Here is a 16,569-nt window from a genome sequence, read left to right on the forward strand (position 1 = left end):
AACCGCGAAGGGGTCAGACGAGCGAACTTCTGGGCGCGGCACGCGGGGGCGTGGCGAGCGGCCTGGGCGTAGGCCGGTGGGGCCGACCGTGCACCTCGTTGGTGACCAGCTCGGAGCAGCATCACGGCTCCGAGGATCACCGACCCAGGAGGCTCGCCGATGGCAAATATGGTTCCAAGCGACCCGGCCGCGCCGCTACGCGTCGGGTCGCTGTTCTCTGGCTACGGCGGACTCGATCTCGCCGTCGAGGAAGTGTTCGGGGCGAAAACGATCTGGTTCTCTGAGATAAACGAACCCATTGCCCGCGTCTTCTCCCACCACTGGCCCGACGCCCCAACCTCGGCGACATCACCACCATCAACTGGAACACTGTCCCGCCGGTGGACATCCTCTGCGGCGGGTTCCCATGCCAAGACGTATCCACGGTCGGGAAGATGGCCGGCCTGAAACTCGGCACTCGATCCGGACTCTGGGCGCACATGGCAGCAGCGATCGACGTTCTGCAACCGGAACGGGTGGTGATCGAGAACGTGCGCGGGCTGCTATCTGCACCCGCGATCCGCGCGATTCCCGAAGGAGACAACGATGAGCAGCGCAACCCCAAAGACGCAACCCCCAGCGACGCAGCCTCTCGCAGTGTGGAATCCGATTCGTGGCATTTGGGAGAAACCGCAACTCGACCTCTTCGGGCAGCGGGAGCAGTTTTGGGAGACCTGGCCGACCTCCGGTATGACGCGCAATGGATCGGTTTGCCCGCTTCCGCTATCGGCGCACCTCATCCCCGATACCGGGTCTTCATCCTCGCCCACCGCGCTGTTCCGGACCCCACTCGCGTCGGACGCGTCTCGGGGCGGGGAGACCCTGCAACAGGTGAAAGCACGGCGGGGCACGATCGCTCTGAGCCATCAGATTATCGACCTCGCCCTCCACGGACCACACGGATACCCGCGCACCCAGGAGCCCGAGAGCCTGTGGTCGTTGATCGGGCAGCTCTTCGACGCTGGGGACGATACGCCGAAGCCGTGACCAGATGGGAGCGAATCACTGGCCGCTCCGCTCCGTCACCGGCGCTTCTGAGCGACAAGACCGGTCCGCGTCCGGCGCCCCCGTTCGTCGAATGGCTTATGGGGCTACCGGCCGGATGGGTGACCGATGCGTGTCATGGGCTGACCGCCAACCAACAACTTGCGTCGCTCGGGAACGGTGTTCTCCCGAGGCAAGCTGTCGCGGCTTTGGGAACGGCCCGGAAGATGCTCAACTTCTGAGATACACCAGCACTGTGAGGACCTGCTTGTTGCCAGCATGCTCACCGACGCGGAGCATGGCGAAGCTGCTGCCGATATCGCGCTCGATCCGTACGCGAGAGCCAAGGGATTGGGAACGATCAGCGGCTCCGGCTGCCCCCTGCGGCGCGGTGCTCGGGCGTCGGATGTGCCCGGTAAACGGGGGCGTTAGTGTTGGGAATGCGTTAGCGAACCGCGGTGATCTGCCGGTTTGCTGCATGGGCTCCGTATGGCGCTCTCGCGGCGGTCCCGTGAGCGGGTGAGCATCAGTGCATGTCTCGTGTAAGTCCCACAGCTGGCCGGTCGCGACAGCCCAGCGGTTCCCGGTTGCCGCGACCCGTGCGCTGGGGATCCGTTTGTCACACTGTCGCGCGTCACGGTGTGGGGACGTCCCGCCTGGTCGTGTATTCGCCGGTGTCGTCGGAGCGTGAACGGTTCTGGGCACGGTTGGCGAGTGCTTTCGTGCCGGCGGCCCTGAGGATGGGTCTGCTGCTGTGGCTTGTGCTTATCGCAGTTGGCGCGTCTCCTGAGGCGTCGGCGGTCGGGATCGTGCTGGTGGGGGTGTCGGCCGGAGTGTTCCTTTGGTGGAAGGCACGTCCGCTTCGTGGACGGGTGGCAATGGCGTGGTCAAGCCGATTCGTGTTCTGGCCTCGTCGTGATGATGAGGATCGTGAAGAGATGATCACGACGCTGTCGTTGCTGATGGAGCGCGCAACAGAGGATCTTCGTCACGGGAGGATCACGCGAAGCGTGTACGACCGCGTGTGGATGGCCGTCTACGAGGAGACGCATGCACTGTCTCACGCGCGAGATAAGTAAGCACGCGGATTCGCGCTGGGAGCTGGCGCCCGTGACCATCGATGGGTCCACGGGTAGGCATTCGGCGACGCTAGAGAAGTGCTTCTGCGGCGGCGGCGGCAATGGATCTGTGTGCGATTTGGTCCCAGGAGGTCGCGTAGTAGCTCTCGAAGGGTGTGGTGGTGATCCTTTGGTGTACGCGTTCGGTGAGTGTCACGGGGTCGGTGTGGGGGGTGGTGATGATTCCGGTGATGCAGATGTCGCGGCCGTGGCGCATTTCGATCTCAGCGTGGTGTGCGCAGATGGCTGCGGACAATGCGTTCACGGCGCGGTCAGGGGTCGGTGAGTCAGACGGGACTTCGACGATGTAGAAGATGTGCCGCACCAGGGGGTGCGTGCGCAGCGGCTTCGTGAGGATGTCATGCGCTGCCCGGAGCTGACTCCGGAGCGCTTGCCGAGGGTGGTTCGTGTCGGGCACGCGGATTCCCACGATCATGGTTCGCGCCCTCCGGTCGTCGAGTGCGTCGTGATCGTAAGGAACGGGCATGGCAAGATAGGCGAGGCTGTCGAGCGAGTCGCCGTAGAGGAGCAAACGAGCCTTCCCAGACTGCGGGCCTGCCGGGGACGAGCGGGTGGTGTGTCGGATGGTGTCCATTATTTGAGGCACCTGCCTTGCCACTCCTCGTCGTCACTGCCCGGGTGGATGCGGGTGGGGTGGCTGGTGATCTGCCCGAGTGCGATCGTGCCTTCGCAGGTGAGGGCGAGGAGGTCACCGGGGGCGCAGGTCTGCGGAAGCAGCACCCTGATGGCGGTCTGCGTGTGCGGGGAGCGCAGCAGGGTCGTCTTGCGGTGCCGCGCGTTCGGGCACTGCAGGGGCAGGACGTCGAGGACGCGGGAGTCGAGGGCGGCCAGGTCGCAGTCGACCGTCAGTTCCAAGGGGTGCCGCAGCCCGCGGCGCGATGTGCGGGCGAGGATGGTGGTGACGATGACGGTGCGGTACTCCTCTCCTCGCGCCGACGCGCTGCTGGGCGCGATCAGGACCCTGGGGGTGCCGCGCTGTGCTGCGAGGGCGGTGAGTGATTGCGCGCCGATGCTGATGTCGCGGTCGGCGAAGGCGGTGTCTGCGGGCCAGGGTGGGCAGTCCTCGTACAGGGCGGCAAGAGCCATCGCCCGGGACGAGATCAGGGTGTGCATGATGCTCATCGGGTCACCGCGAGTTCCCGGACCTGTTCTGCGCGTACGAAGGCTTCCTGTGGGCGTGGGCGCACGTCGCTGAGCGTGACCGCGCCGGCGCAGGGGACGGCGAGAAGGTCGCCTTGGTGGATGTCTGCGGGAAGGGTGACGATCGGGTACGGCCACGGCGCAGACCCGGTTTCGCCGGGGATGAGTTCGATGGTGGTGTTCTTCGCCGTCGACGTGCGGCCGATGAGCCGGCACTCGTCCCAGTAGGGGGCCACCCGGTCGAATCCGCAGTCGGTGAGGGCGATGCGTTTATCGGTGTCGGTGTCGACGCGGAGGGTGACCTGGAAGACCAGGACGGTGACGTCGCTGCCGATCCCCTGGGCGTGCGCCTGGGCCGGTTTCGGGTGCGGCAGGTCCCCGGTGAGTAGCGCCGGGGTGCCGGTGATGTCCACCAGTCGCCTCAGGGACACTCCGCCGATCACGACATCCGAGACCGTGGGGACGGTGTGCTCGGGCCAACGTCGGGGTTGGAGAGGGTCGGGGATGCTGCGTCTGAGGGAGGGGAGGATGGCGGTGAGGGTCATGCCTCCACTTCTACGCGGCAACCACCGGGCAGGGAACAGCCCCTCACGGAACTCATGCGCCTTCTCGGCCTGCCGCTAACAGCACCACGCAGAGGGCGCGGCCACTCGCGTCCGTGCCGTCGGCGCGCTCTGCGGGCCTGTGGTGTTAGCGGCCCGTCAGAGTCCGCCCGATCCTCGTATGGGTTCTGTTAGGACGCCTGTTTCGGGGGTGTGGGCGGGTGTTTGATCGTGAGTTGCACCCGCTGTTTCGGGTTGCGCGGCTAGTGGTCCTGCTGTCGCTTGTTATCCGAATGGAGCTTGTTGTGCTTGACATCGTCTACGTGCTGGGCGTGATCGCCTTGTTCGTCGTCGTCGGGCTGCTGGGGAAGGCGGTGGAGAAGCTGTGATCGTCTTTGAACTTCTCGCCGCCGGTCTCGGGGTCGCGGCGATCGTGTATCTCGTGTTCGCTCTCGTGAAACCGGAGCGCTTCTGATGACCTGGGTGTACGCGCTTCTCGCCCTCGCCACCGTCGCCATCATCCTGGGCATCCTGCACCGCCCGTTCGGTGACTACATGGCCTGGGTCTACACGTCCCGCAAGGACTGGAAAGTCGAACGCGGGATCTACAAGATCATCGGCGTCGATTCCAAGACCGAGCAGACCTGGCAGGCCTACCTGCGCAGCGTGCTCGCGTTCTCCGCGATCGGCCTGCTGATCGTCTACGGCCTGCAACGCCTCCAACAGTGGCTGCCGTACTCGCTGGGCCTGACGGCTCCCTCGGAGCATCTGTCGTTCAACACCGCGGCATCGTTCGTCGGCAACACGAACTGGCAGTCGTACTCGCCGGAGCTCACCGTCGGCTACACCGTCCAGTTCGCCGGTCTCGCGGTGCAGAACTTCGTGTCCGCCGCAGTCGGTATCGCGGTCGCGATCGCTCTGGTGCGCGGTTTCGCCTACCGGCGCTCAGGCACGATCGGGAACTTCTGGGTCGACCTGATCCGCGGCACGCTGCGCATTCTGCTGCCGATCGCCGTGGTCGGTGCGATCGTGCTGATGATCGGCGGAGTGATCCAGAACTTCAACGGGTTCACCACCGTCAGCACGATCACCGGCGCCACACAGACGATCCCCGGCGGGCCGACGGCGTCGCAGGAGGTCATCAAGCTGCTCGGCACCAACGGCGGCGGGTTCTTCAACGCGAACTCGTCTCACCCGTTCGAGAACCCCACCGCGTGGACGAACGTGTTCCAGGTGCTGCTGATGCTCGTCATCCCATTCTCCCTGCCCCGCACCTTCGGGCGGATGGTGGGTGACAACCGTCAGGGTTACGCGATCGTCTCCGTGATGGCGATCCTGTACGTGGCGTCGTTCAGCATCCTCACCGCGCTGGAATCGGCCGGCATGGGCACCGCCCCCGGCCTTGCCGGCGGCGCGATGGAAGGCAAGGAGCAGCGGTTCGGGATCATCGGATCGACCCTGTTCGCCACCACTAGCACCGGCACCTCCACCGGCGCGGTGAACTCGATGCACGACTCGTACACCGCCCTGGGCGGGATGATGCCGATGCTGAACATGATGCTCGGTGAAGTCACCCCGGGCGGCGTCGGCTCCGGGATCTACGCGATCCTGATCCTCGCGGTCATCGCCGTGTTCATCTCGGGTCTGCTGATCGGACGCACGCCGGAGTACCTGGGCAAGAAGATCGGCCCGCGCGAGATCAAGCTCGCCGCGCTCTACATCCTCGTCATGCCCACCCTGGTGCTGGCCGGAACGGCGCTGAGCTTCGCGATCCCCGGTGTCCGGGAAGAGGTGGAGAACACGTCGATCTGGAACCCCGGCATCCACGGCATGTCCGAGGTGCTGTACGCGTTCACGTCCGCAGCGAACAACAACGGTTCCGCGTTCGCCGGTCTCACCGCGAACACGCCGTGGCTGAACACCACACTGGGGCTCGCGATCTTGCTGGGACGGTTCGTGCCGATCGTGTTCGTCCTCGCCCTGGCGGGCTCTCTCGCCGCTCAGGACAAGGTTCCGACCACCTCCGGCACCCTCCCCACGCACCGCCCGATGTTCATTGGGCTGCTGACCGTGGTCACGATCCTGGTGACCGCACTGACCTTCTTCCCCGTTTTCGCGCTAGGTCCGCTAGCGGAAGGGCTGATGTAAACCATGTCCACTATCACCGAACCCCGCCCGAAAACGGCGGGCACCCCCACCCGGAAGGGCGGGTTCACCTGGGAACAGGTCCGGGCCGCCCTACCCGGCGCGTTCCGCAAACTCAACCCCAAAGAGCAGTGGCGCAACCCCGTCATGTTCCTTGTCTGGGTCGGTGCCACGCTCACCACGGTCCTCGCCGTCACGGAACCGTTCATCGGCGGACCTGCCGATTCCGGCGGCACGGTCGTGCCGTGGTCGTTCACCTGGGCGATCGCGGTGTGGCTGTGGCTGACCGTGCTGTTCGCGAACCTCGCCGAGTCTGTCGCCGAAGGCCGCGGCAAAGCGCAGGCGGAGACCCTGCGCAAGACCCGTACCAGCACCATGGCTAACCGCGTCAGCGGCTACGACTCGAAGGCCGATGCCGCTGCAGAGCGGGCCGCGACCACGCAGGTGTCCTCTTCGGATCTCACGCTCGGTGATGTGGTTGTTGTGACCGCGGGCGAGCTGATCCCGGGCGACGGGGACATCGTGTGGGGTATCGCCTCGGTAGACGAGTCGGCCATCACGGGTGAGTCCGCCCCTGTGGTGCGCGAGTCCGGCGGTGACCGTTCCGCCGTGACCGGCGGCACCCGGGTGCTGTCGGATCGGATCGTGGTGCGCATCACCTCCAAGCCGGGTGAGACGTTCGTGGACCGGATGATCTCCCTCGTCGAAGGTGCCGCACGGCAGAAGACGCCGAACGAGATCGCGCTGAACATCCTGCTCGCGTCGCTGTCGATCATCTTCGTCGTCGTCGCCCTCACCCTGAACCCCATCGCGTCCTACGCGGCCGCCCCCGTGAGCGTCACCGTCCTGGTCGCGCTGTTGGTGTGCCTGATCCCGACCACCATCGGGGCGCTACTCAGCGCGATCGGTATCGCAGGGATGGACCGGCTCGTGCAACGCAATGTGCTGGCGATGTCCGGGCGCGCGGTCGAAGCCGCAGGCGATGTGACCACGCTGCTGCTGGACAAGACCGGCACCATCACCTACGGCAACCGGCGCGCCAGCGCGTTCGTCCGCCTCGGCGGGGTGCGGGAGCAGGAGCTGGTCCGGGCCGCCGCGCTGTCCTCGCTGGCCGACCCGACCCCGGAGGGCGTGTCGATCGTCGAGCTCGCCGAGCAGGAGCACGGAGAGTTCGACCGGAACACCACTGGGGAGATCGTCCCGTTCACGGCGCAGACGCGCATGTCGGGCCTGGACCTGCCCGATGGCACCCAGATCCGTAAGGGCGCCGGCTCCGCCGTGATGGCGTGGCTGGAAGAGGGCGGGAACCGGTTGCCGTCGTCGCTGGTCGCGGAGCTCGACGAGTATGTCGAGCACATCTCCCAGTCCGGCGGCACCCCGCTGGTCGTCGCCACCAAGGACGCGACCGGTGCGGGGCACCTGCTCGGGGTCGTGCACCTCAAGGACGTCGTCAAGGAGGGGCTGCCGGCGAAGTTCGCCGAGATGCGGGCGATGGGCATCCGCACGGTGATGATCACCGGCGACAACCCGCTCACCGCGGCCGCCATCGCGAAGGAAGCCGGTGTGGACGATTTCCTCGCCGAAGCCACCCCGGAGGACAAGCTCGCCTACATCCGCAAGGAGCAGGAGGGCGGGAATCTGGTCGCGATGACCGGTGACGGCACCAACGACGCGCCCGCGCTCGCGCAGGCCGATGTCGGGGTCGCGATGAACTCCGGCACGTCGGCGGCGAAAGAGGCCGGGAACATGGTCGACCTCGATTCCGACCCGTCCAAGCTCATCGACGTGGTGCGGATCGGGAAGCAGCTGCTGATCACCCGGGGAGCGTTGACGACGTTCTCGATCGCGAACGACATCGCGAAGTACTTCGCGATCATCCCCGCCATGTTCATGGGCGTGTTCCCGCAGCTCGCCGCGTTGAACATCATGGGCCTGCACTCGCCGGCCTCGGCGGTGCTGTCGGCGATCATCTTCAACGCGATCGTGATCGTGTTCCTCATCCCGCTCGCCTTGCGCGGAGTGAAGTACCGGCCCGGGAACGCGTCCAGCATCCTCGGCCGCAACCTCGCCATCTACGGGCTGGGCGGCGTGATCGCCCCGTTCGTCGGGATCTGGCTGATCGACCTGCTCGTCCGCCTCATCCCCGGCTTCTGACACACCTTCGGAAAGAAGAGAACATCATGAACACACAAGCTCGTGGAATCGGGCGCACCATCTGGGTCGCCACCCGTGCCATGGCGCTCCTGACCCTCGCCCTCGGTGTCGGCTACACCCTGCTGATCACCGGCATCGGGCAAGTCGCCCTGCCCGCCCAAGCCAACGGGTCGATCATCACCAACCAGGACGGCGACCCGGTCGGGTCGTCGCTGATCGGCCAGTCCTTCACCGACGCGGACGGCAACCCGCTGCCGGAGTACTTCCAGCCGCGGCCCTCCGCCGCCGGCGACGGGTACGACGGCGGCGCCTCCTCCGGGTCGAACTACGGGCCGGAGAACGAGGACCTGATCGCCGCGATCACCGAACGCAAAGCCCAGGTTGCGGAGTTCAACGGCGTCACCGAGGCCGAAGTCCCCGTGGATGCGGTCACCGCGTCCTCGTCGGGACTGGACCCGCACATCAGCCCCGCCTACGCGCAGATCCAGATTGACCGGGTCGCCGACGCACGCGGGATCCCCGCCGAGCAGGTACGGGAACTCGTCGCGGCACACACCCAGGGCCCGGATGCCGGGTATTTGGGAGAATCGAGGGTGAACGTTCTGGAACTGAACCTCGCCCTGGACGAGTTGGAGGACTGATCATGCCGAAACGGGGGCAGCTTCGGGTGTTGCTCGGCGCTGCCCCCGGCGTCGGCAAGACCTTCACCATGCTGGAAGAAGGGCGACGCCTCCTCGGGAACGGGAAAGATGTCGTCGTCGGGATCGTGGAAACCCACGGCCGCGCCGCGACGGCGGCGATGACCGCGGGAATCCCAGCCGTCCCGCGCACACGCATCGAACATCGCGGGGTCACGCTCGAGGAGATGGACCTGCAGGCGGTGCTGGACCGCCGCCCCGAGATCGCGCTCGTCGACGAGCTCGCGCACACCAACGCGCCCGGCTCGAAGAACGACAAACGCTGGCAAGACGTTGAAGAACTCCTCGTCGCAGGCATCGACGTCATCTCCACCCTCAACATCCAGCACATCGAATCCCTCAACGACGTCGTCGAACAGATCACCGGCGTCCCCCAGCGAGAGACCGTCCCCGACAGCTTCCTCCGCGGCGCGGAACAGATCGAGGTCGTCGACCTCGCACCGCAAGCGCTCCGCGACCGGCTCAGCGGCGGATTCGTGTACCCGGCCGAACGCATCGACGCAGCCCTGTCCAACTACTTCCGCCTCGGGAACCTCACCGCGCTACGCGAACTCGCCCTCATCTGGCTCGCAGACGAAGTCGATCAGGCGCTGAAGGGATACCGCAAAGACCACGGCATCGACAGCACCTGGGAAGCCCGCGAACGCGTCGTCGTCGCCCTCACCGGCGGCCCCGAAGGCGAGACGCTGCTGCGCCGCGGCGCGCGGATCGCGGCCCGCTCCGCCGGCGGCGAGCTCATCGCCGTGCACATCACCAGTCAAGACGGACTCCGCACCGGGAACCCGGCGACCCTTGCCGAGCAGCGTGCGCTCGTCGAAAAACTCAACGGCACCTACCATCAGGTCATCGGGGAAGACATCCCCACCGCGCTGGTGGAGTTCGCCCGTTCTGTCAACGCCACCCAGCTCGTCTTGGGTGCCAGCCGCCGTGGACGTGTCACCGCTGCGTTCACCGGACCCGGGATCGGTGCGACCGTCGTCCGTGAGTCCGGCGACATCGACGTGCACATGGTCAACCATGCCGCAGCCGGCAGACGTTTCGCCCTGCCCCCGCTGACCGGGGCGCTCACCCGCAAACGCCGCATCCTCGGCTTCGTCGCTGCGCTCCTGGGCGGGCCTGCGCTTACCACCCTACTGAGCGTGTTCCGCAGCGAGGATTCGATCACCACGGATGTCCTCAGTTTCCAGCTCCTCGTCGTCGTCGTCGCGCTCGTCGGCGGCATTTGGCCGGCCCTGTTCGCTGCGGTGCTGTCGGGGATCACACTCGATTTCCTGTTTATCGAGCCGCTGTTCACGATTCACATTTATCAGCCGCACCATCTCGCGTCCTTGATCCTGTATGTCTTGATCGCGAGCCTGGTGAGTTTCGTCGTTGACCGGGCGGCCCGGTACACCCGCGCCGCCCGCCGTTCCGCCGCCGAATCCGAACTCATCCAGACCATCGCTGGCAGTGTGCTGCGCGGAGACAACGCGATCCAAGCACTCGTAGACCGCATCCGCGAAGCCTTCCAACTCCCCGGGGTCCGGCTGATGCGCGGCGAGGACGTCCTCGCCCGGTCCGGGGAACCGCTCCCGGATAACCATCACGCCAGCATACGGATCACCGACGACACCACCTTAGAACTGCACGGTCCGGACCTTGCCGCGTCCGAGCAGCGCCTCCTTGCCGTCGTCACCGCACAACTCGCCGCAACCCTGGAACACGAGCACCTCACCGAGACAGCGAGACAGATCGAGCCGATCGCTGCATCGGATCGGGTGCGCGGCGCGCTCCTCTCGGCGCTCAGCCATGATCTGCGTCGCCCACTCGCGGCCGCGTCCGCCGCTGTCGGGGGTCTCAAAGCGGCAGGACACGACTTGGCGTCCGCGCAGAAGAGGGAACTGCTCGACACCGCCGAAGAAAGCCTCGGCGCACTCGCGACTCTGGTCACTGACCTCCTCGACGTCAGCAGGCTGCAGGCGGGCGTACTCACTATCGCGGAGATCCCGACCGATCCCGCCGAGACCATCGCGCCCGCCCTCGACGAACTCCACCTCGGCCCCACCGATGTGACCCTCGCGCTCAATCACGGTGACGCGGTCGCGCACGCCGACCCTGTCCTGCTCCAACGCGTGCTCGTCAACCTCCTCACCAATGCGCACCGCTACAGCCCGGCCGGCACCCCCATCCACGTCAGCACCAGCACGTTCGCAGACCGGCTCGAAATCCGCATCATCGACCGCGGCCCCGGCATCCCGCCTGAGAAACTGGACGACATCTTCCTGCCCTTCCAACGCCTCGGCGACACTGACAACACCACCGGCCTGGGACTCGGCCTCGCCCTATCTCGCGGATTCATCGAAGCCATGCACGGCACCCTCACCCCCGAAGACACCCCCGGTGGCGGACTCACCATGGTCATCTCCCTCCCTACGATCCGCACGAGCCAGGAGCCGTCATGAAAATCCTCATCGCCGACGACGACCCCCAGATCCTTCGCGCCCTGCGCATCACCCTCACCGCTAAGGGGTATGAGATCTTCACCGCAGCTGACGGTGCCCAGGCGATCACAGCGGCCATCGACCATCACCCGGACATCTTCCTCATCGACCTCGGCATGCCCGAACTCGACGGTATCGAAGTCATCCACGGCATCCGCGGCTGGTCCCAGGCGCCTATCCTCGTCGTGTCCGGCCGCGCCGGCGCCGCCGACAAGGTCGAAGCCCTCGACGCCGGCGCCGACGACTACATCACCAAACCCTTCGCCGTCGAAGAACTCCTCGCTCGCATCCGCGCCCTGACCCGACGTGTTCCCCAAGAAGACGCCACGCCCGTGGTGCACCTCGGCAGCGTCACCATCGACCTCGCCGCCCGCAGCGTCACCCGCGACACCTCCGAAGGGGAACGTCAAATCCGGCTGACCCCCACAGAGTGGCAGTTCATCGACATCCTCATCCGCAACGCCGGGAAACTCGTCACCCGCCAAACCATCCTCACCACCATCTGGGGCACCGAGCACGCCGAAGACACCGGCTACCTTCGCCTCTACGTCTCCCAACTCCGCCGCAAACTCGAAGAAGACCCGGCCAACCCCGCCCACCTACTCACCGAACCCGGCATGGGCTACCGGCTCGACGGCATGACCACCTGACGCTCAGCACCCCCAGAGATGAGCATTCTCGACCATCGGCATCATCGGCGAAATGCTGTCCTGGATCGGCGCAATCATCGGCATCCCCTTCCTGGTCGCAGCGCTCATCATCACCGCCATCGATGGTCCTCGCACCCCAACGAACGTCACCGTCGTCGAGGACCTCGATCAGCAGCGGATCGCGATATGGAGCGTGAAGGAACGCACCTATACCCGCCCCCTCACATCCCGCGATGATCTTCGCAACCACGATTCGACCACCGTCACCGGATACGTTCCCGAACGCCGGCCCGACCGACTCCACCTGCACAAACGCTCCCACCCGGAACGTCACTGCCGCACCCTCGCAATCACCATGCTCAGCACAGCAGCAGTAGGATTCCTCGCATCTCTCCTCCCGATGGTCTGGTGACCTTACCTCGGCGCAAGCTGCACACAAACTGTTCAACGTGAGGTAGCCGTTAGGGTTCTGGCAAGCGTCATATGAGTATCGTTAGGGGTACTCGATTCTCAGACGCGAGTGCCCTTCGATTGCCAACTATGACTGGCGGTGTTCGGTGGGAAGGGCCTACGAAGCCTGCTGGTGTGCCGGCGGCGCCGGTGGCCGCGTTCTCGCCGTTGCTCGCCCGAACGCAAGTCGCGCACGCTCCAGTTGAGCCAATCGCTTTCGATTGCGTCAAGTTCATTGTCATACGGGCGGGTCGAGCTCGACTCTTCAGCGAGTTTGGCGCGCACTTTGTCAGCGTCGGTGATGTCGTTGTTCTGGCGGCAAACACTCTCTGTGGCGCTGAGCCCGACGGATGGGTAGCGACCACGACGCTCTATCTCGACCGAGACTATGTCATTGACCAAGTGTTTTGGCAGTATGCTTCACGGTTCCAGGAGCGACTCAACGCGAGCCAGTTCCTCGATACGCACTATGCGGAACCCACCCAGGTTCTGCGCATCGGTAAGCACCGGGCGGGGCTGATGATGCCGTGGCTCGACGAGTTGACTGCCTTGAGTGTCGAGGGCGTGCCTCCTGAACGTTTCTATCGGGCGCAATCGCTAGTCTCTGCCGTGTTCGATGTCTTGGTTCCGTTTCTCGTGGTCGCCAATGAGGGAACCGCTGTCGCGCGGCGAAGCGCGTCGGTTCCCACCGTGCCGCGGCATCGCCTCTTCCGCCCTGTACGTCCTGAGGTGTTGGACATTGCACACTCCTTGCGTGTGGAGTTGGATCGTCATTGGACGGTGACCGAGCTCGCGGCGCGAGCGCATTTGTCGGTGTCTCAGCTGCGTCGAGTGTTCGTCGATGCATTTGGGAAATCACCGATCTCGTACCTGACGATGCTCCGTGCTGAACGAATGGCCCACCTCCTGCGCGTCGAGGATGCACCTATCTCGGACATCGCCGCCAGGGTGGGTTGGAACGACCCTGACTTCGCTGCACGTCAGTTCCGCAGGAGCATCGGCGTGTCCCCGTCGGAGTATCGCAGAATCACCAGTAGTGCTCCGGCACGCTCCAACCCTGACTGAACGCGCGTATGCCCAGGCGAAACGCTCATGTTTTGGTGCTCAGATCGTCAGGGCGCCAGCGGATGATGTAGACCGAGTTTGACCACGTCGGGTTCAGAGCTGCACCTGACGGTCGCTCACTTTTCTGTCCGTCGTCCGTCTCGATCGCGTCCCCTGACACCCTTCGCGCACCTTCTGGTCGCAGAGGTCACCCGCCGTGCACGGGTGCCTGCGGAGGGAGGACGACGATGGCAACCAGCGAAGAGGCGCGACCGGAGCGGGATGCGAAGCTCAATGCTCTGCACGAGCGACTCACCGGCGCTGTGGAGTCGTTGGTGTCGGGTGAGGACTGGAAGCAGGCACTGGAGTTCGCGGCCAGGTTCCGTGCCCGCTCGTTCAACAACACGCTGCTGATCTTCGTGCAGCACCAGAGCGCTTTCGAGGCGGGCAGGGTGCCCGAGCCGGTGCCGACGTATGTGGCGGGTTTCAAGCAATGGCAGACGCTCGGCCGACAGGTCGAGAAGGGCCAGTCGGGGTACATGGTCCTCGCCCCGGTCACGGGCAGGTTCGCGTCGTTCACGCCGAAGGTGGCGGAGTCGTGGCGCAGGCTCGGCCGGTTCGAGCAGCCGAAACCGGGTGAGGTGGTGCGGTCCCTCATGGTCGGTGTTCGCCCCGCCTATGTCTGGGATGTCTCCCAAACGGCCGGTGACCCGATCCCCACGCCGCCCTCGCCGCGGCTCCTGGAAGGTGAAGCACCTGGCGGGCTCTGGGAGGGCATCGCCCAGCTGGTGGAGGCGGAGGGGTTCACGGTGTTGCGGGTGCCGCATGAGGGCATGATCCACGGCGCCAACGGCCTCACCGACTTCGGCGCGAAGACCGTCGCGGTGCGAGAGAACATGCCCGACGCGGCACAGGTGAAGACCCTTGTGCACGAACTCGCACACGTCCTCCTCCACGGCCCAGAGAACCCGGATGCGTCGGGGCATCGCGGGATCGCTGAGGTGGAGGCGGACTCCGTCGCGTTGATGGTCGCTGCCGCTCACGGCATGGACACCTCCGACTACACGATCCCCTATGTGTCGGGGTGGGCAGCGACAGTGCCGGAGAAGTCCCCGGTGGAGGTCGTCCAAGCCACCGGCGAACGGGTGCGGAAGACGGCGGCGTCGATCCTCGATCAACTCCCGACCGAGCAGATCGCCAATGGCGACCCTCCCGGTCTGAACCGTGATGCGCAGTTCCAGAAATCTCCTGCGTCTGAGCGGGCACCCGATGCTGATCCGCTGACGGAGGAGCCGCGCCGTGTCGCAGCGAGCTCGGTGAGGAGTCTGTGATGGGCGCGATCGACGTGTTCGCTGAGGTGAACGGGATGCGGCTCGCTGATGCTGCCGCGCGGTTCGCGGCTGCCGGGGTGCCGGTGTTTCCGTGTGTGCCGGGCGAGAAGCGCCCGCTCGTGCGCCGAGGGTTCCATGACGCGAGCACAGATGCCGGGCAGGTTGCGGCGTGGTGGTCAAGGTGGCCTGCAGCCAACATCGGCATCCCCACCGGTGCCGCATCCGGGGTCGAGGTCGTCGATGTCGACGTACACCAGACCGGCACCGGATTCCCCGCCTTCCGTGCTGCACACCGTGAAGGATACGCAGCGGCGTGGGCGGCGCTCGTGCGCACCCCATCCGGCGGGCTGCACGTTTACTATCCGACGGACTCTGAGCGTGTGCAGTCGTCGTGGCAGGCGGCGCGGGCGCATGTCGATTTCCGTGGCGACGGCGGCTACATCATCGCGCCACCCTCCCAAGTGCTGCGCCACGGAGGCGTCCGGGCACCGTATCGACTGATCGTTACCTCCGGCGACACACCGGCACCGGTGGATGCGGCGCGGCTGCGCGAGTTCCTGGACCCCAGCCCCCCGACCTCCATTGACCGTGCTCGTCCGGCTCGGGTCGGCCAGCAGGGGTCGGACGCGAAGGTGCTCGCCGGGTGGGTGGCGGGTCGTGGTGAGGGCGAGCGGAACCGTGGCCTGTTCTGGGCTGCGTGCCGTCTCGCCGAAGCCGGTACCCCGCCCGACGCAACGCTCGACGCGTTGGGGCCTGCGGCGGAGCATGCGGGGCTCGGTGCGCGGGAGATCATGGCGACGATCCGCTCCGCCTACCGCACCACCCACCCCGCACCCCGAACCGCGGCGGAGCCGGTGATGGATGAGCGTCGCGTGATGCGCGGATCACCGGGACGGGCGCTGTCATGAGCACCATCGAATCTGCCTCGCCGCGGGGTCGCCGCCTGGCGGTGGTGACGGCGATCACGGGGACGGTGTTCATCGCTGCCGGGGCGTTCTGGCTGTCGTTCACCGCGCTCGCCGATCTCGCACGCCGGTCAGGGATCGATGCAGGCCAGGCGTGGGCGTGGCCGCTCATTGTGGACGGCATCATTGTCGTCGCGACGGTCGCCGTCGTCGCCCTTGCCAGTCAGCGTCGCCCGACCTGGTATCCGTGGACGCTGCTGGCGGCGGGTGCGGTGGTGTCGGTGACGGCGAACGCGATCCACGCAATCATCGCCGCCGACACCGACGTGCCCAGCGTGCTCGCCGCGTCTGTCGCTGCGATCCCGCCACTGGTGCTGCTGTCGATCACACACCTCACCGTCGTCCTTACCCGCCCGGTTTCCGAGTCCGCCTTTCGTGCGCGTGGAGAGGACATGACCGTCAGCGCCATGCCGGACGAAGCCGCCACTGCGGATATTCCGGCGGCGCAGGAGGTGGATATTTCCGTGGTTCCTGCCAGCGAACGGCGTGCGGAGGCGACGCAGTTGCGGGAGGTGGAGGGGTGGTCGAACAAGCAGATTGCCAGGCATCTGGGCGTGCATCCCTCAACCGTGGGGCGCTGGTTCGCCCCGCCCATCGGCGAGACGAAGGATAAGGCACCGTGAACGAGCATGCAGAGGTAGAGCGCACTGAGGCCCCGGAAGCCCGACACGAAGCGGCGGGCTCAGAGGCGGAGCGGTCAGCGTTCGCCGTCCACCGCGACCCCTCACTCACCACCACGGCCGGGGATGGCAGTTCGCGGGTGGGGCGCGGGATCGCGTGGGTGCGGCCGTCTGATCTGATGGCATCA

Annotated in this window: 17 protein-coding genes; 14 read left to right on the top strand and 3 right to left on the bottom strand. The window is 66.1% G+C overall.

The window, feature by feature from the left end:
* Positions 1 to 380 precede the first annotated feature (380 nt).
* Together KY498_RS03310 and KY498_RS16585 are read left to right on the top strand one after the other, a co-directional pair.
* A complete protein-coding gene (locus KY498_RS03310) occupies positions 381 to 1,265 on the top strand; it encodes a DNA cytosine methyltransferase (protein ID WP_258186431.1) in 885 nt (294 codons plus the stop codon).
* 291 nt (positions 1,266 to 1,556) lie between these two features.
* A complete protein-coding gene (locus tag KY498_RS16585; protein WP_308813215.1) occupies positions 1,557 to 2,102 on the top strand; it encodes a DUF6611 family protein in 546 nt (181 codons plus the stop codon).
* 70 nt (positions 2,103 to 2,172) lie between these two features.
* Here the strand turns inward: KY498_RS16585 and KY498_RS03320 are convergent, their stop codons facing one another.
* The 3 genes from KY498_RS03320 to KY498_RS03330 are packed head-to-tail and all read right to left on the bottom strand — an operon-like array spanning position 2,173 to position 3,715.
* Positions 2,173 to 2,736, bottom strand: coding sequence for a hypothetical protein (locus KY498_RS03320; RefSeq protein WP_067243083.1), 564 nt, complete (start codon positions 2,734 to 2,736; stop codon positions 2,173 to 2,175).
* The gene (locus KY498_RS03325; RefSeq protein WP_219879478.1) at positions 2,736 to 3,275 is read right to left on the bottom strand and encodes a hypothetical protein; all 540 of its coding nucleotides are present in this window, start codon (positions 3,273 to 3,275) and stop codon (positions 2,736 to 2,738) included. Before KY498_RS03325 ends, KY498_RS03320 begins: the two co-directional genes overlap by 1 nt.
* Before the next feature lie 5 nt (positions 3,276 to 3,280).
* The gene (locus KY498_RS03330) at positions 3,281 to 3,715 is read right to left on the bottom strand and encodes a hypothetical protein (RefSeq protein WP_258186432.1); all 435 of its coding nucleotides are present in this window, start codon (positions 3,713 to 3,715) and stop codon (positions 3,281 to 3,283) included.
* A gap of 350 nt (positions 3,716 to 4,065) precedes the next feature.
* On the opposite strand from KY498_RS03330, the gene KY498_RS03335 reads away from it, so the two are divergent.
* From KY498_RS03335 to KY498_RS03390, 12 genes are all read left to right on the top strand, one after another.
* The gene (locus tag KY498_RS03335) at positions 4,066 to 4,233 is read left to right on the top strand and encodes a hypothetical protein (protein WP_219879627.1); all 168 of its coding nucleotides are present in this window, start codon (positions 4,066 to 4,068) and stop codon (positions 4,231 to 4,233) included.
* Positions 4,230 to 4,319 (top strand): potassium-transporting ATPase subunit F, encoded by a 90-nt coding sequence (locus tag KY498_RS16620; RefSeq protein ID WP_035731468.1) that lies wholly within the window; start codon positions 4,230 to 4,232, stop codon positions 4,317 to 4,319. The genes KY498_RS03335 and KY498_RS16620 overlap by 4 nt, the downstream gene beginning before the upstream one ends.
* Positions 4,319 to 5,992 (top strand): potassium-transporting ATPase subunit KdpA, encoded by a 1,674-nt coding sequence (gene kdpA / locus KY498_RS03345; protein ID WP_219879479.1) that lies wholly within the window; start codon positions 4,319 to 4,321, stop codon positions 5,990 to 5,992. The genes KY498_RS16620 and kdpA overlap by 1 nt, the downstream gene beginning before the upstream one ends.
* Positions 5,993 to 5,995: 3 nt before the next feature.
* Positions 5,996 to 8,143 carry a potassium-transporting ATPase subunit KdpB gene (kdpB, locus tag KY498_RS03350; protein WP_191902620.1) on the top strand — a complete coding sequence of 716 codons (2,148 nt, stop codon included), beginning with the start codon at positions 5,996 to 5,998 and terminating at the stop codon, positions 8,141 to 8,143.
* A gap of 26 nt (positions 8,144 to 8,169) precedes the next feature.
* On the top strand, positions 8,170 to 8,784 hold the full coding sequence (gene kdpC / locus KY498_RS03355) for a potassium-transporting ATPase subunit KdpC (RefSeq protein WP_067243073.1): 615 nt from the start codon (positions 8,170 to 8,172) through the stop codon (positions 8,782 to 8,784).
* 2 nt (positions 8,785 to 8,786) lie between these two features.
* The gene (locus KY498_RS03360; RefSeq protein WP_219879480.1) at positions 8,787 to 11,282 is read left to right on the top strand and encodes an ATP-binding protein; all 2,496 of its coding nucleotides are present in this window, start codon (positions 8,787 to 8,789) and stop codon (positions 11,280 to 11,282) included.
* Entirely contained in the window at positions 11,279 to 11,971 is a 693-nt protein-coding gene (locus tag KY498_RS03365) for a response regulator (protein ID WP_191902617.1), read from the top strand. Before KY498_RS03360 ends, KY498_RS03365 begins: the two co-directional genes overlap by 4 nt.
* Before the next feature lie 52 nt (positions 11,972 to 12,023).
* Positions 12,024 to 12,383, top strand: coding sequence for a hypothetical protein (locus KY498_RS03370; protein ID WP_219879481.1), 360 nt, complete (start codon positions 12,024 to 12,026; stop codon positions 12,381 to 12,383).
* A 173-nt stretch (positions 12,384 to 12,556) separates the two neighbouring features.
* Positions 12,557 to 13,486, top strand: coding sequence for an AraC family transcriptional regulator (locus KY498_RS03375; protein ID WP_258186433.1), 930 nt, complete (start codon positions 12,557 to 12,559; stop codon positions 13,484 to 13,486).
* Positions 13,487 to 13,713: 227 nt separating this feature from the next.
* The gene (locus tag KY498_RS03380; protein ID WP_219879483.1) at positions 13,714 to 14,796 is read left to right on the top strand and encodes an ArdC-like ssDNA-binding domain-containing protein; all 1,083 of its coding nucleotides are present in this window, start codon (positions 13,714 to 13,716) and stop codon (positions 14,794 to 14,796) included.
* The gene (locus tag KY498_RS03385) at positions 14,796 to 15,704 is read left to right on the top strand and encodes a bifunctional DNA primase/polymerase (RefSeq protein WP_191902613.1); all 909 of its coding nucleotides are present in this window, start codon (positions 14,796 to 14,798) and stop codon (positions 15,702 to 15,704) included. The genes KY498_RS03380 and KY498_RS03385 overlap by 1 nt, the downstream gene beginning before the upstream one ends.
* Positions 15,701 to 16,384, top strand: coding sequence for a DUF2637 domain-containing protein (locus KY498_RS03390; protein WP_219879484.1), 684 nt, complete (start codon positions 15,701 to 15,703; stop codon positions 16,382 to 16,384). Before KY498_RS03385 ends, KY498_RS03390 begins: the two co-directional genes overlap by 4 nt.
* Positions 16,385 to 16,569 lie beyond the last annotated feature (185 nt).

The sequence above is a fragment of the Microbacterium sp. PAMC21962 genome, from assembly GCF_019443465.1.
GTDB classification, from domain to species: Bacteria; Actinomycetota; Actinomycetes; order Actinomycetales; family Microbacteriaceae; genus Microbacterium; species Microbacterium hominis.

What these genes read in the sequence shown, in the direction of transcription:
- KY498_RS16585 (WP_308813215.1), top strand. Translation starts at nt 1,557, where the DNA reads ATGTCTCGTGTAAGTCCCACAGCTGGCCGGTCGCGACAGCCCAGCGGT.
- KY498_RS03320 (WP_067243083.1), bottom strand. Translation starts at nt 2,736, where the DNA reads ATGGACACCATCCGACACACCACCCGCTCGTCCCCGGCAGGCCCGCAG.
- KY498_RS03325 (WP_219879478.1), bottom strand. Translation starts at nt 3,275, where the DNA reads ATGCACACCCTGATCTCGTCCCGGGCGATGGCTCTTGCCGCCCTGTAC.
- kdpA (WP_219879479.1), top strand. Translation starts at nt 4,319, where the DNA reads ATGACCTGGGTGTACGCGCTTCTCGCCCTCGCCACCGTCGCCATCATC.
- kdpB (WP_191902620.1), top strand. Translation starts at nt 5,996, where the DNA reads ATGTCCACTATCACCGAACCCCGCCCGAAAACGGCGGGCACCCCCACC.
- kdpC (WP_067243073.1), top strand. Translation starts at nt 8,170, where the DNA reads ATGAACACACAAGCTCGTGGAATCGGGCGCACCATCTGGGTCGCCACC.
- KY498_RS03360 (WP_219879480.1), top strand. Translation starts at nt 8,787, where the DNA reads ATGCCGAAACGGGGGCAGCTTCGGGTGTTGCTCGGCGCTGCCCCCGGC.
- KY498_RS03365 (WP_191902617.1), top strand. Translation starts at nt 11,279, where the DNA reads ATGAAAATCCTCATCGCCGACGACGACCCCCAGATCCTTCGCGCCCTG.
- KY498_RS03370 (WP_219879481.1), top strand. Translation starts at nt 12,024, where the DNA reads ATGCTGTCCTGGATCGGCGCAATCATCGGCATCCCCTTCCTGGTCGCA.
- KY498_RS03380 (WP_219879483.1), top strand. Translation starts at nt 13,714, where the DNA reads ATGGCAACCAGCGAAGAGGCGCGACCGGAGCGGGATGCGAAGCTCAAT.
- KY498_RS03385 (WP_191902613.1), top strand. Translation starts at nt 14,796, where the DNA reads ATGGGCGCGATCGACGTGTTCGCTGAGGTGAACGGGATGCGGCTCGCT.
- KY498_RS03390 (WP_219879484.1), top strand. Translation starts at nt 15,701, where the DNA reads ATGAGCACCATCGAATCTGCCTCGCCGCGGGGTCGCCGCCTGGCGGTG.